The following is a 14,421-nucleotide window of genomic DNA, read 5'->3' on the forward strand; positions in this document are numbered from 1 at the left end:
TGACTGCTCGCTTAGGGGAGAGTACATTGACCCCCGCGACTGGGACGAGTTTGTGTCTTCTCCTGATGTGCATGTGATTGACACGAGAAACGACTATGAAGTCAGGCTAGGTAGGTTCAAAGGTGCGATAGACCCCGGTACTTCCTCGTTTAGAGAGTTCCCTGAGTGGGCAAGGAACTGGGCACTGGATAAGGAAAGAGATACCTGCGTTGCCATGTACTGCACTGGGGGCATAAGGTGCGAGAAGTCTACTGCCTTTATGCGTAGTTTGGGCTTTCGGAACGTTTACCATCTCAGAGGTGGCATACTGAATTACCTGGAAACTGTGCGCGGCGATGATAGCCTGTGGGAGGGAGAGTGCTTCGTTTTTGATGATAGAATAGCTGTCGATCGAAACGTGTCTCCCAGCGAGGATATAAAATGCATTAAGTGTGCGGGTGAGGTGGATGCCAGCGATCTCCGCTCTGTGTCCAAGGGGAACATCATGTGTTGGGACTGCAGGCTACAGGCATGAGGAGGTGCGCTACGCCTTCTCGTGTCGGTGGCCATACGGTGAGTTTTTCCACTAATCTTCAGTCCTTTCCCCGCGGTCTGTCTGCCTTCCGTCCCGGTTGGCTGCGTTAGGATTTTCTGCTGCCACGATGGGCCCTTCCCGCATCTGCTATTGCTGGCGGTCATGGTTTGTGTTACCCTGGCGCAGTGCTCTCTCACTCTGCTATGCGTAATAAGGCTGTTTTAGACTTGCATCTTGTCTCTGATTCCACGTGTGAGACCGTAATTGCTGTGGCAAGGTCTGCGGTTGAGCACTTTAAGTCTTTAGAGGTCAACGAGTTTGTATGGTCGCTGGTTGGCAGCAAGCGTCAGGTGGATAAGGTTATGCTGAACATCAACCCCGAAAGGCATAACCTCATAATGTACACCGTGGTTGATGATGACCTCAGGAAGTACTTGAAAGAAAAGGCGACGGCGCAGAGCGTCCGATGTATACCGGTTCTCGCGCACGTCATAAGGGAGATTTCCTGCTACCTCCAGGTGACAAAAGACCCTAACGCGCATCCGCACAAGCTCGGTGACGAGTATTTTAATCGCATTGATGCCATAAACTATACCATTTCCCACGATGATGGCCAGAATTTGTGGGACATAGACCAGGCCGATATCATCATAGTGGGCGTGTCGAGAACTTCCAAATCTCCCACCAGTATATACCTCGCATACCGCGGGTACAGGGTTGTGAACATTCCTCTGGTGTGTTCCGTTCAGCTACCGGTAGACCCGGCCACAATTGCGGACAAGCTCGTTGTTGGGCTCACTATTGACGCTGATAGATTAATACAGATTCGCAGGAATAGGTTAATCTCGATGAAGCACCAGGAAAATTGTAACTACGTAAGTTACGAGCAGGTTGTGGAGGAGATTAACGAGATGAAAAAAATATGCGCGAAAAACAGATGGCCCACAATAGATGTGACGCAAAAATCTGTTGAGGAGATTGCAGCCACGATCATACAATTTTTCAACAGGAAGAATAACCGAACTGGGGATGCCCTCTACTAGCCATGATGCGTGCTTTTGCCTGCTGGGGCGGGGCTCATAACCTAGTGTGGCGGCATGTGCCACGGAATACTGCGAACTTAGTAAAACTTAGTTGGTGTGAAATGCATCTGATGCGCGGAGACAATATGGCCAGCTGCGCGGTTGCGGAGGGAAAATATGGGTGCTTTCGGCTCCGGGTGGCGTGTAAGTAATCTTGTATAACGACATTCTTCGGGGAATAATGGGCAAAACCTCAAGCGAACCTTTATCGGTGTAAAATGCATCTTATGCGTGGAGACAATATGGCCAGCTGTGCGGTTGCGGAAGCCGTGCGTGATGCCCATTTGCAGGGTGAAGGGGACGTTTACGCCGTCAATGCGGAATGCGCTGACGGCACCTATGCGGATTATTACTTTGATGGGAATGAGGAAATAAAACTCCTGTACAAATGCCCCGGGCCCACCGACTGTGATACCTTTGCCCGCTCCTACAGGCACGTGGCCGATCATGTGCTAAACACGACAAAGTGCAAGGATATGAAAGACGCGAGGCTTGATTGTATTGTGCTGGCCAGGATGCTAGCGAGCGCAGTCGTCTCTGGTGGCTCAGTTGCAGATTGGAATCCGTACAACATCAATGGTGAATACTTTCCTAGGATTGCAAGTGGGTTTGATTGTCGGGATACTATGTATGGCTTTGATAAGCTTGAAAACATAGGTTTGTATCTCATTGTGCCTGACGATACCTGGTTTGAGCGAGCAGTGCGTTGTGGCGTGAAAACCATCCAATTGAGAGCCAAGGAGGCGCCGATAGGCGAGGTTGATAGAATGGTCCGGCGCTGTGCGCAGCTGTCTAAAGACAAAGGGGTATGCTTGATTGTGAACGACCATTGGAATATCGCCATAGAACATGGGGCACATGGTGTACACCTGGGCCAGGAAGATGTGCAAACCGCAGACCTGGAAAGTATCCTAAAATCTAAAATGAAGCTGGGCTTGAGCACGCACTGCTATCATGAACTGGCACGCGCATGCTTTATTCGCCCTTCCTACGTCGCTCTTGGGCCGGTGTTTCATACTACCTCGAAGGATATGAGGTTTAAGCCTCAGGGGTTACAACTACTAAAGCAGTGGGTGCAGTGCGCTAAGCTTAAGTCTCCTCCGAACCATTCAACGGTATGCTTATGCCAATTAGTGATATTATATTCCCGTTTTTCTTCAAAATTTTGAATGAGAACCCGTGCAACTGAAAGGCCTCGCCTTCTTCTGGTATTCGCTCTACTTCATGTAAGATAAGGCCGGCCAGTGTAGACGCCTCTTCCGGTAAACTCCAGCCCAATTCCCTATTGACGTCTCTAATCGGTGCCTCACCGCTGATGTAATACTCGCTATTGCTAATGGCCGTTATGAAACTCTCAGGTACAACATCGTGCTCGTCAGAGATATCTCCAACTATCTCCTCCAAAATATCTTCCAACGTTACTGCGCCCTGCAAGGTGCCATATTCATCAACAACTAAGGCCAAATGCCTACGCTTTTTGCGGAAGTTGTGCAGTTGGACACTAAGAGGTGTTGTATCGGGTACAAACCAGGGCTTGATCATTATCCTGTAAATGTCTTTTTTGGTGACGTTATTGCTTTTCTCGCGCACCAAATCGGTCACGTCTCTGACGTGCACAACACCAACTATCGACTCTTCGCTCTTCTGCCACATTGGGATTCTACTATGGCTGCCCTGTAGGATCTGCTTTACCAGAACATCTACGTCCTCGTCTATGTTTAGCGCGAACAAATTCTTTCTGTGCGTCATTACCTGAGATATTTCGGTTTCCGCAAGGTCTAGCACGCTGCTTAGCATGTCTAGATCCTGCTTTAACATGGTGCCCTTGCTTCCGTGCATTAATATCAGGCTTCGCATGGCTTCCGCCGCCGAAACTATTTCTTTTTGTCCTTGCACTCCAAGTATTCTCAGTGTGTAGTTGACGATATGCGTGATTAGTGAGCACAACGGCGAAAGAACGAACGAACAGCAGGCCACAAGCCTGGCGGAGCGCAGGGATATCTTTTCAGGATTGTGTATGGCATACGTTTTTGGTAGGACTTCCGCGAACAGCAAAATAGAAAGGGTAACCGTAACTGTGGAGACCACAATTCCCTCTGGGCCCAAAAAGCCCAGAAACATAGCAGTTGCGACTGAGGAGGAAGATATATTAACTATCGTGTTGCCAACAAGCATGGCGCTGATGACCATCTCTTTCCGCCTGCTGAGCGATTCCACAATTTTCGCCCTTCTGTCCCCGCCAAGGACCAATCTGTGTATGGAGGAGGCGCTCACGGAAGTCAGCGCGGTCTCCGCAGCCGAAAAAAAGGCGGAGGCCAACAGCAAAAAAGCGAAAATAAGAAACACTACAGGGAACAAAACCCACTCCGGGCCGACTATACACAATAACCGTACATCCTTCAAGATGAATTTTTCCCCGTGATTTTGAAGTGGTTTTGAAAAACCCGGGCGAGAAAGCGTATTTTTACGGTTTTTATTGTTTATGATTCTTGTATAATGGCCAACTGTTGTTGGATTCATGGCGTAGTGGAGAGGTTCAGTGATGCACCCGGTGGCCTACCTTGTTGATACATTGCTGAGCATATATAACATGGCGCTCATTACCTGGGTGTTGCTGGGGTGGTTGATTGCCATGGGCATTGTTAACAGGTATAACGAGTTTGTGTACCGGGTGTTCTCTGCGCTGTCTAGGGTGCTGAACCCTGCTATCTCCGTGCTCCGTAGGTATATACCCAATGTTTCGGGTTTTGACTTTTCTCCTCTGATACTCCTGGTGGCTATAAGCTTTTTCAGATATGCCCTGCGCTACTATTTTGGATAGGTGGTACATGCTGAAGGATTGCGTTGCGGCTTGGTGCAGGTTCACTTTCCATTTTTTGGCGGCCATATTTGTTACCCTGTCTGTGCTCACGTACGATCCTTCTGATGCATCGCTGAACACGGCTGGTATGCTGAGTGATGCCACCATCCAGAATTTGATGGGTATTCCAGGTGCGTATGTAGGGGATATTGTAGTGCAGTTGTTCGGGCTCTCCGGGGCTTTGTGCGGGGTGCTTGGCCTTTTTAGGTTAAAGCGTGCGCCCTCTCTAGTGCGCAAAATACACATGCCGTGTGTCCTGAGTGTTGCCGCTGGGGTGGGTGGTATACTGTCAAAGCTATCTCTCGGCGTAACGAGTAAATTCTACCATGGGGGTTTCATAGGGGCCAAGCTCGCATCACTACCCACTTCCGTGCTGGTAGGGTTGATCGTTGTGGGGATGGTTGGCTCTGCCGGCTGGGGGCCGATTGTTGCGCTGTATGAGCTTTTTGTGAAGTTTAAATCTCGGATAAGCGGGCTTAACGTTGGCGATTGCAGTGATGACTTACTGGTGGTGGAAGGGATTCCTCATTCGGTCGAGTATCCGGCGCTGTTGCCTACGTTACCACAGTTTGTACCTGAACCTACTACGTCTCCGCCGCAGGCTCCGCGCGCCACCGCGGAACAGCCGCGGCCCTCGCCGCAGCCGCGCACCTGTACCGAGGATGACGCCGCGTTGGCTCGTAGCGCTGTTCCAAAGCAGCCAAAAAATAGAGCAGAAAAGCCTGCAGTGTTTGCTCTGCCGAAGGTGAAATTACTGGCGGAGCATTTGCCGTCGACTGGGGCTAGTTGCGACAATATGCCCGACCACCGGGACGAAACCGATGCCCTGTATTCAGTGCTGAAGGATTTTGGTGTATATGGCAAGATAATCGACGTGCGCCACGGGCCGGTGGTGACTTTATATGAGTTTGAGCCCTCTGCTGGGACAAAATCATCTAGGGTGATAGGATTGTCAGACGATATTGCTCGGTCCATGAGCGCGCTGTCTACCAGGATTTCGGTGATTCCTGGGAGGAATGTTTTGGGTATAGAAATTCCCAATCAGCGCAGAGAAATTGTGATGTTGCGCGGCCTCATAGAAAGCAGGGAGTATGCTGATCCTGACCTCAAGCTTCCAATAATTCTCGGTAAAGGCATAGATGGGGAAGCGGTAGTTGCCGACTTGACTAAAATGCCGCACCTGCTGATTGCTGGAACCACCGGTTCTGGTAAATCTGTGGGCATCAATACCATGATTTTATCGCTATTGTACCGCCTCACTCCCGAGCAGTGCAGGATGATCATGATTGACCCAAAAGTGTTGGAGCTATCTATATATGACAACATTCCTCACCTGCTTACTCCGGTGGTTACTGAGCCCAAAAAGGCGGTGGCTGTGTTAAAATGGGTGGTGTCAGAAATGGAAGAGCGCTATAGGCTCATGTCCGCGGTGGGTGTGCGGAATGTTACCGGCTATAACGCGAAGATCAAGGAGGCAATAAGCAGCGGGGCCGTGCTTGAAAGGGTATTGCAGACGGGCTTCGACGCGGATACGGGGGAACCGGTGTTTGAGAGGACGCCCATAGAGAAGGTCCAATTTCCCTACATAGTTGTTGTGGTGGATGAAATGGCCGATCTCATGATCGTGTCGGGCAAGGAGATTGAATCATCCATACAGAGATTATCGCAAATGGCCCGTGCTGCCGGAATACATATAATAATGGCTACGCAGAGACCTTCGGTTGATGTTATCACAGGTGTTATCAAGGCGAATTTCCCCACTAGAGTCAGCTTCTCTGTGACTTCCAAGATAGATAGCAGGACAATTCTTGGAGAGCAGGGTGCAGAACAGCTACTCGGCATGGGTGACATGCTATATATGGTCTCCGGGGGGCGAATAAGACGGGTCCACGGTGCGTTTGTTAGCGACAATGAAGTGCAGGATGTTGTAAACCACTTGAAGATGCAGGGAAGGCCGGATTACATAGATGGTATTGCCAAGGTTCTTGAGTGCGAAGAAAAAGATGTGGAAGACCTTCGATATTCCTCTGATGACAGCCTATACGAAAAGGCGGTGGCAATAGTTCTTCGAGATCGTAAAACGTCTATAAGCTACGTACAAAGACAACTAAGAATAGGGTATAACAGGGCGGCAAACCTCGTCGAGCGCATGGAAAGGGAAGGGGTGATAACCTCAGGGCAGCTCGGCAAGCGGGAGATTGTGGAATGATCTGCAGCTGATACTGCCTCCAGCAAGTACCCACTGTTGTGACAGTTATACGCCAAATTTTTTCAAGGGAGGGGATTAAGCCTTAGCGCGCAAAAAGGACGCATACCGACGTGTTGCAGTAGCAAACACTGTTTGTGCTCAGACTGGTACAACTTCCAAAGACTGGGTGCCGATGATGATCTGCACCAGGTTACTATTGGTGCTCGAAAGGGAAACCAGTTCCACGTGAAGCACACGCTACCATGCGATCATCAAAAAAACAGTAATAGGTGGCCTAAGCCATCGCAGGTGCGGTACGTGCGTTAGACGCCGAGCTATGCTGCACTAAGGTTGCAGTGCTAGCATATTCTGGCGTGTTAGAATTATCGCCCAAACTTCTATCTTCAAAGCTGTTCACAAGTGAGGACTGGGGCGATTCGGCGCCCTTTTCTGTGTACACCTTAGCAATTTCAAGGAGGATAAATACGCAGGTAAGGAAGATCTGCGTCCCCAAAAGCACCCTGTCTTGTATGTTATAGAGGAGGTGTGTATTGCCCTGGAGCAGGTACGCCTCGTACACATGGCATAAAAAGTGCGCAAATTCAAACAGTGCAATAGTCAGGAATAAGCCAGACTGGAAGCAGTACCAGTTTTTTCTGCGCTGCGACATTACGGCGGGGCCAGAGGCGGAATCTCCCCTGCGGGCTACATCTAGCTTTTCCTTCTTGTATGATACGGAAACCTCATAGACCCTCAAGAATGCCGAGAGAGCACCAAGCGCGGGCGCCATGACGGCCAAGCACATAGCCGCCAGTTGCATGTGCACGCTTGATGAGAGGGCCATTGTGATTGAAGCTAAGGATATTGTAATCCACATCAATCCCGTTGTTATGGTTAGAGCCTCCCCTGCAAGTTGCACCGACTGCTGTTTGGCGTTTATTTCCTTTTTCTTATATGCCTGCCTCACCCGTATAGCGGAGAGCACTGCGTTCACTAAGAGAATACAGGAAAGCGCGGCGTATAATGCATAATACGCCACGACGACTTTGGCTTTGACACTAGCGTTTGCGCCATAGTCCAGGCAATATATGGTGAAAGAAGACGAGAGCGCTTCTATCACCATCAGGGAAAAGGAGGCGATCAGAAAAATATCTGTGCTATTTGATTGGCGCTTTTCTTCAATTTTTTGGATGAACCGCGACGCTCTGCCTATACGGCCCCTTGCCGAGTGGGTTTTACTTTCTTCTTCAAGAAGGTCTGACAAAAGTGGTGCAGAGGAATGCCTGCACCTGACACGTTTTAAACTAGAAGGCACACTACACCCCAAGAAGAAACCTGCACAGCGCAAGTATTGTAACCTTTATTGGTTAAGAAATCAATAAAATACTTACGTTATTTTTTTGTTCTGAAACTACATAGAGCGCTTAATAAGGTGAGCATCGCACAGTACCCACACAGAACTCAGAGTTACCCGGGTGGCTGCCGACTTGCGGGGCACTTACAGCTGTCCAGCAATACGATCTGATGCTCCGGGCAGTGGCCACTTCTGGCTTCATTCCTGTGTAAATTCTGCTCTATATCTCCTCCAGGCAGCGCGCAAATATGTGCAATGCCTCTTCGATTTCGCCTTTGGAAACTACGAGCGGCGGCAACATCCGAAGCACGTTTCTGCTGTCAGCTGTGGAGAGAAGCAACCCTTGCTCCAAAACCTTACCAGCAAAAGCACGTACGTTTACCTTGGTGTTCATCTGCAGCCCAACCATGAGGCCGAGCCCCCTCACTTCTTCAATGATGCCACTGAATTTTCCTGACAACTTTGTGAGTTCATCAACCAGATATTTTCCATTGTTGGAGACATTTTCAAGGAACCCCTCGCGGAGAATTTCGCTCACAGCTGCGTACGCTACAGTTGTTGCTAATGGGTTACAACCGAAGGTGGACCCGTGCATGCCCACGGCAGCAAACTGTCCGGCATTTTTTGTGATGAGACAACCACCTATAGGGAACCCCCCACCCATGCCCTTTGCAATTGAACACACGTCCGGATGCACGCCAAAATGCTCATACGCGAAGAACTTGCCGGTCCTTCCCGCTCCGCACTGCACGCAGTCAAAGAATAACAGCATATCATGCTCATCGCATATGTCGCGTAAGCCTTTGAGAAACTCTCCTCCAAGAATATGCACGCCGCTCTGGCCCTGTACCGGCTCTACCAAAATCCCACCTATGTTGCCTTTGCTGACTTCACTTCGCACTGAGTCTATGTCAGGATTAACACTAACGAACCAGTCTACATATGGGTGCAGTAGCCGCATAAAATGCTGCGGTTCGTTCGCCGAGCAAGCAGCGTAGGTTCTGCCGTGGAAAGAGCGCCTCATGGTTAATATCTTGTATCTTTCCGGCCTTCCCTTGCCGTTTTGGTACGATCTGATGATTTTAAATCCGCACTCTACGGCTTCAGCACCGGAATTGCAAAAAAACGCCAAATCCGCAAAGCTACAGCCCACCAACTTTTCTGCGAGCCGCTCAGCCTCAGCTATGCGGTACATGTTTGATACATGCCAGAGAGTTTTACCTTGGGTTTCTAGTGCGTTAACCAATGCAGGGTGGCAATGTCCAAGAGAAACGGTGGCAATTCCAGACACGAAGTCTATGTATCGCTTGCCTTGCGTGTCGTACAGATAAACCCCCTCACCGCGCGCAAAACTTACATCAAACGGTGCGTAAAACGGAACGATACAACTATTACCCACAACTGCCCCTCAACTTCCGGCTATGACTGACGATACTGTGAAAGTCCTCTGTAGGTCAACAAGATTACTCTTACCTAAAGTTTATATAGACGTACAGTTTAGAAGGGTACGCAATTTAAGTATTGATGTGAGCGCGTTATGCTATTAACCTCGCCCATAGCTAGTGGTCGGGTGCGGATACGTGCTTATCAGACACTTTAAAAATCTATCTTTAGCGATGCTTGTTACACTATTTATCGGCGCGACTTGGTATGTGCATGTGAAAGTGCTAGAGCGCACTTTAGATATGGCTTCGGCAGAGGATATTGCCGACATAGGCCAGGTGTTGTCACATACGATACTAGACAAATATACTGACTTGCTTCGAACTATTCCCACACACGTGAGCACTGACCCTTACCATGTTAATTTGATGATAAAACTGCGTGCAGAGTTTGTACAAGCGTTGCAAAACCTTACTGGAGTGACGGTGGTGTTGCACGGTTCTGGCGGTATCATATTCACTGTGGGGGAGGGCTCCGTTGAGGGCTCTGCTGGCGGTGAGTCTTTATCGGAGGCACAACTCGCAGCTCTCGCGAATGGCGATGTTTTACGGGGAGTGGTTGCGGATGGTCGGATTTTTACCGTATTTCCGATCGTGTTGCAAGATGACGGCCCCAAAGTTTTTTTGCAGGTGATAAAAAATTACGGAAAGCTTTCCCAGGCCCTTAGAGGCGTGCACGGAATGTTGGTCATACCCGTTGGAGTAGCAATACTGAGCTGCGTGTGTTTGGTTGTATTGTTTTACAGAAGGAGTGCAAGGCTGCTTAGCAGCCAGTATGATGCGAACCTAGAACTTCAGGAGCAGAAGGAAACTGCTGAAAGAGAAAGCGTAAGCAAGTCTCAGTTTTTGGCCAACGTCAGCCACGAGTTGCGCACCCCTCTCAACTCTATTATCGGCTTTTCTGAAATCATTCAGTCGGAGTCGCTGGGCCCAATTGGCAGCGAGGAATATAAGGAGTACATAAATGACATTCACCAATCGGGTGTGCACCTGCTGAGCTTGATAAACGATATTCTAGATTTTTCAAAGGCGGAGGCCAACAAGCTCACCGTAGAGTTCGTCAAATTTGACCTAGGTAAGATTGTAGATTCGTCCTTCACAATGGTGCTGCCCCGGGCAAAAGATGCTAAGGTGGAGCTCAAAAAGGAAATGCCAGAAGAGCCCATTGTTATGCTTGCGGATCCGAAGAGGATGAAGCAGGTTATCATAAACGTACTGTCAAACTCGGTGAAATTTACCCCGGAAGGTGGGCTGGTTAAATTGTGTGCCGAGATCAGGGGTGAGCAACTTATAGTGGAAATCAGTGATACTGGTATTGGTATTGCCCAACAGGATTTGTACAAGGTGATGTCCGTCTTCGGGCAGGCCGACAGTACGCACTCTCGCAAGTATGAGGGCACAGGGTTGGGGCTGCCTTTAAGCAAAAAGCTTGTGGAGCTTATGCAAGGGACCTTCAGCATAAAAAGCGAGCCGAACCTGGGCACTATAGTGACATTAACATTCCCGCACAAGCAGGAAGGTGCGAAAGAGGGAAAAGCCTTTTAGATCACCCGGCTTATCACAACTCGGGCTTGGGGTTGAAGGTTAGAACTATCTCGTGCCACAGGTTGTAATCGTTTCTGTTTAGCCCCATGAGTGGGCTGCACTTGTACACCGCTCTCAGTGCGCTATCCGCTACGGCGCGGAAGAAGGGGTTGCTGTTGTATAAATGAGTATCTGTGATGCCAGCCCTAACCACCTTTCCGCTGGGAGCCAGCACCACGCCGACTTTCACCACCATGTTTTCTACATCTTTTGCGCCCGCGGGGACGGTCCAGCATTCAACGAACCGACTCCTGATGGAGTTTGCTATCCTTACCGCGAGCTCGTGCTTTTCGTCGTATTTAGCCTCACCGGAATCCACTTCATTTTCCGCGCCGGGCGGCCCGATATTAGCCTCACGCTGCACTGCTTGCAGTATTCCTGACAACTCCTGCTCTGCGGTTTCTGGGAAATCTTGCGCGTCAGCAGCAACGGGAAGCGGTTCCACCGCCGGAGGAGCAGCCTGCTGCTGTGGCTGCGTAACCAACCTCTCCCTTTCCATGGCCTTCCTCCCCGGGGGCGGAGGTATTCTTTTTATCGGCTCCACAACGACACGCTCAGCCTTTTCTGTGGGCCTATACTCGACTTTTCTTTTCTGAAGGACGACGGGCTGCCTACCCGCCCGAACATTATCTGCTTCCGCCACGGGAACGGAACCGAACACTATAACCGCATTTCCTGCGTCATGCTGTACCTTGCCTCGCTCCATAGCCCAGGTGCCTGCGAAGTAAACACCACCAGCGACCACGTGCAAAAGCACTGACAAAGCCACGTGAACGTTGTTCAAAAGCACACTACGTGCGGCCTGCACTGCTCCCAACATCGGCAACCACGCTATTATCAGCAACCAGAGCCACCTTCCTGAGGCCGTAACCAGACAACAAATTAACCACCCTCATGATCGCCCCGTAGCTCACGCCCTCGTCACCACGCAAGAACACCTGGGCCTCCTTGCCCTTAGTTGCGGACATGAGGTCAGTCTCCAGATTTGCCTCTCTGGAAAGCTTATCGTTCACATATATAGTACCTTTCTTGGTAATGGTCAAGACAACTGATTGCTCGGAGTCCAAGCCCAGAGCCCTACTTGCGTTGGGAAGATTTACAAGGAGCGATGGCAGGGCCTTCTCTGTATGCGAAACCGCGAATATCACCAGAAGTATGAGCACTACGTCCACGAAGGGTGTTATATTTATCTCGGAACGAAACCTGCGAACTTCCCTGCGCTGCTCTGACAATCTGTGCGATGCGGACCTACTCCTCATTATCTGCAAATGCCTCGAGCTCGCACACCAGATTGCTTAGACGGTTGGACATCCTTGTTATAAGTGCTGTGAACCTGTTATAGAATATGTTGGCGGGTATTGCGACAAGCAACCCCAAGGCGGTTGCGAACAGGGCTTCAGCCATGCCTGGGCCGACAGACGCAATGCCCACGCTTGCCCCAGCTGGGATGGAGCGCAAACTGCCTACAACCCCCCATACGGTTCCAAACAGCCCTATGAAAGGGGAAGAGGACCCGATGGTTGCCAGAAGCTCTACGTTGTCTTCAAGCTTGTCTAGGGTTCTACTTAATTCTGCGCTCACAAACCTGTGCAACCCCGCCTGCTTGTTCGTAACCAGCTTGGAGTTTTGCATTCCGTAGTTCAATATTTGCGACACAATGCCCGTGCTATGACCTATAATCTCGGTTAGGTTGGTGAAAGTTCTTCTGGAGCTGAAACGCTCCTCGAGCTCCCGGATTTCCCTGGCCCGTTTTCTTAGCACCAAATGCTTCTTCAAAATTACTGACCAAGAAATTACAGAAAACGCAACTAATATGAGCATGGTGGCCTTAACTACAATGTCTGCGTTAGAAAACGCACCAAGCATAGACAAGCTGTTCTGGATATCAATGGACGATTCGACTACATCCCTCATAAACAAAAACCACCGAACCACTGCCAATTTCTATACCCTTAATCTGCTGCGGTCAATGAATAAAAAAAGAAAGTGCTGCCGCCGTAAGTTGTTTATGCACTCAAGTGTGCGGCTGTGAGGCCTGCTAGCGCGTTGTTTGCTTTCCCTAGTACAGGGTAGTAGTTTTCTCTTTGTGCGCTATAATGACCTTGTGTTGCACTGGTTGTGTGTGGTGACGTCGTGCCTATAGTTGTGTTAGATGCCAAGACTGTAAATAAAATTGCTGCTGGGGAGGTAATAGATTGTCCCGCTAGCGTGGTGAAAGAGCTTGTTGAAAACTCGATAGATGCGGGTGCCACTACCATAAATGTGCTAATAGACAAAGGCGGACGCAACCTCATTTCCGTGATTGATGATGGATGTGGCATACCCAGGGATGAAATGGAGAGAGCGTTTATCTGTCATGCCACGTCTAAGCTTCCGGATAATGACCTCAACAATATTAGGTCGATGGGGTTTCGGGGAGAGGGGCTGACGTCCATTGCAGCTGTTGCCAGAACTAAAATGGTTTCAAAATATAGAGGGTGCACCGAGGCCTGGTCTATAGTGCTCGAAGGAGGGGAGAAAACCAGAGATTTGTCACCTGAGGCATTACCGTGCGGGACTTCTATAGAAGTTAGAGATCTGTTTTTTGCCACTCCCACCAGGCTGAAGTTTTTGCGCACGGAGAAGGCGGAAACCCAAAGCATTGTTGATCTGATGTACAGGTTTGCCACAGCCAGATTCAGTACTGCGTTTTCCCTAACCATAGCTGACAAGCAGATTTTTAAGTACCCTGCCAGGGAAGATTTGATGTCGCGTTTGTGGGAGATGAAACCCTTTGGTGATGCGTTTCGGGAGCAGTCACTCGAGGTACGTTTCCATTCAGATGCCATAAACATCACCGGGTATATTAGCGTCCCCACGTTTAATCGATCAAGGCCCGACATGATATACACATTTGTAAACGGTAGGCCTGTACACAGCACCCTCTTCATGGGTGCGATAAAGTCCGCATATAGCGAGTTCATTCCCAGAGATCGGCATCCAGTGGTTGTGATGTGCATGGAGATCTTGCCAGGTGATGTCGATGTTAACGTGCACCCCAGTAAGCTGGAAGTAAGATTCCGGAATCGCAAGCAGGTGTACAGTGTGGTTGTTGAGGCGCTGGCAACGGCCTTGTCTAGCAATGTGTACAGAGAACTGCCTCCCCGTACCCCAGTTGGGGGAGGATTGGACCACTTCGCTGTGGATAATACGCCAGTTTTGGATACACCACACTACGGTAAAGTACACGATTATGGTGTGGCAGTAGGCCCAAAGCTTTCCGTACAGCAGACGGGGGGGGGGGAGAATTTTCATCAAAGCCTGAGCATGCCATCGAAAACCCCCCACGCGCGGCGGAGCTGTTTTCTTTTTTGGGAAGCGGTAGCAGTAGGCGCACAACGCGTCCGGTTCTAAGCTA

The 14,421-nt window shown here is 49.8% G+C and carries 13 protein-coding genes; 7 read left to right on the forward strand and 6 right to left on the reverse strand.

The window, feature by feature from the left end:
- The 3 genes from trhO to GAC_RS01345 form a co-directional block, all read left to right on the forward strand.
- Positions 1–514 (forward strand): oxygen-dependent tRNA uridine(34) hydroxylase TrhO (gene trhO, locus GAC_RS01335; RefSeq protein WP_037349076.1); only part of this gene is annotated, 514 nt, incomplete at its 5' end.
- A gap of 203 nt (positions 515–717) precedes the next feature.
- Positions 718–1,557, forward strand: coding sequence for a pyruvate, water dikinase regulatory protein (locus tag GAC_RS01340; RefSeq protein WP_010267235.1), 840 nt, complete (start codon positions 718–720; stop codon positions 1,555–1,557).
- A gap of 266 nt (positions 1,558–1,823) precedes the next feature.
- A complete protein-coding gene (locus GAC_RS01345; protein WP_241760105.1) occupies positions 1,824–2,765 on the forward strand; it encodes a thiamine phosphate synthase in 942 nt (313 codons plus the stop codon).
- Here GAC_RS01345 and GAC_RS01350 read toward each other — a convergent pair.
- On the reverse strand, positions 2,686–3,942 hold the full coding sequence (locus GAC_RS01350) for an HlyC/CorC family transporter (protein ID WP_010267243.1): 1,257 nt from the start codon (positions 3,940–3,942) through the stop codon (positions 2,686–2,688). The two genes, GAC_RS01345 and GAC_RS01350, sit on opposite strands and share 80 nt — an antisense overlap.
- A 196-nt stretch (positions 3,943–4,138) precedes the next feature.
- Here GAC_RS01350 and GAC_RS01355 point away from each other — a divergent pair, with 196 nt between their 5' ends.
- Together GAC_RS01355 and GAC_RS01360 are read left to right on the forward strand one after the other, a co-directional pair.
- The gene (locus tag GAC_RS01355; protein ID WP_010263232.1) at positions 4,139–4,417 is read left to right on the forward strand and encodes a YggT family protein; all 279 of its coding nucleotides are present in this window, start codon (positions 4,139–4,141) and stop codon (positions 4,415–4,417) included.
- Positions 4,392–6,665 carry an FtsK/SpoIIIE family DNA translocase gene (locus GAC_RS01360; RefSeq protein ID WP_012658865.1) on the forward strand — a complete coding sequence of 758 codons (2,274 nt, stop codon included), beginning with the start codon at positions 4,392–4,394 and terminating at the stop codon, positions 6,663–6,665. The genes GAC_RS01355 and GAC_RS01360 overlap by 26 nt, the downstream gene beginning before the upstream one ends.
- 274 nt (positions 6,666–6,939) lie before the next feature.
- On the opposite strand, the gene GAC_RS01365 is transcribed toward GAC_RS01360, so the two are convergent.
- Together GAC_RS01365 and GAC_RS01370 are read right to left on the reverse strand one after the other, a co-directional pair.
- Positions 6,940–7,959, reverse strand: a complete 1,020-nt coding sequence (locus tag GAC_RS01365) for a hypothetical protein (RefSeq protein ID WP_010267249.1) — start codon at positions 7,957–7,959, stop codon at positions 6,940–6,942.
- A 259-nt stretch (positions 7,960–8,218) separates the two neighbouring features.
- Complete coding sequence (locus GAC_RS01370; protein WP_010267253.1) at positions 8,219–9,397, reverse strand: aspartate aminotransferase family protein; 1,179 nt, start codon at positions 9,395–9,397, stop codon at positions 8,219–8,221.
- A gap of 217 nt (positions 9,398–9,614) precedes the next feature.
- Between GAC_RS01370 and GAC_RS01375 the strand changes: the two genes are divergently transcribed.
- The gene (locus GAC_RS01375; RefSeq protein WP_044051791.1) at positions 9,615–10,985 is read left to right on the forward strand and encodes a sensor histidine kinase; all 1,371 of its coding nucleotides are present in this window, start codon (positions 9,615–9,617) and stop codon (positions 10,983–10,985) included.
- A gap of 13 nt (positions 10,986–10,998) precedes the next feature.
- Here the strand turns inward: GAC_RS01375 and GAC_RS01380 are convergent, their stop codons facing one another.
- Genes GAC_RS01380 through GAC_RS01390 form a run of 3 tightly spaced genes read right to left on the reverse strand, consistent with a single transcriptional unit; the run spans position 10,999 to position 12,938 of the window.
- Complete coding sequence (locus GAC_RS01380) at positions 10,999–11,844, reverse strand: cell envelope integrity TolA family protein (protein WP_010267257.1); 846 nt, start codon at positions 11,842–11,844, stop codon at positions 10,999–11,001.
- Entirely contained in the window at positions 11,816–12,283 is a 468-nt protein-coding gene (locus GAC_RS01385) for an ExbD/TolR family protein (protein ID WP_010263244.1), read from the reverse strand. Before GAC_RS01385 ends, GAC_RS01380 begins: the two co-directional genes overlap by 29 nt.
- Complete coding sequence (locus tag GAC_RS01390; protein ID WP_010263249.1) at positions 12,273–12,938, reverse strand: MotA/TolQ/ExbB proton channel family protein; 666 nt, start codon at positions 12,936–12,938, stop codon at positions 12,273–12,275. Before GAC_RS01390 ends, GAC_RS01385 begins: the two co-directional genes overlap by 11 nt.
- A 219-nt stretch (positions 12,939–13,157) precedes the next feature.
- On the opposite strand from GAC_RS01390, the gene mutL reads away from it, so the two are divergent.
- Complete coding sequence (gene mutL / locus GAC_RS05765) at positions 13,158–14,417, forward strand: DNA mismatch repair endonuclease MutL (RefSeq protein WP_010267260.1); 1,260 nt, start codon at positions 13,158–13,160, stop codon at positions 14,415–14,417.
- Positions 14,418–14,421: the final 4 nt, after the last annotated feature.

Source organism: Anaplasma marginale str. Florida, assembly GCF_000215485.1.
In the GTDB taxonomy this organism is placed as follows: domain Bacteria; phylum Pseudomonadota; class Alphaproteobacteria; order Rickettsiales; family Anaplasmataceae; genus Anaplasma; species Anaplasma marginale.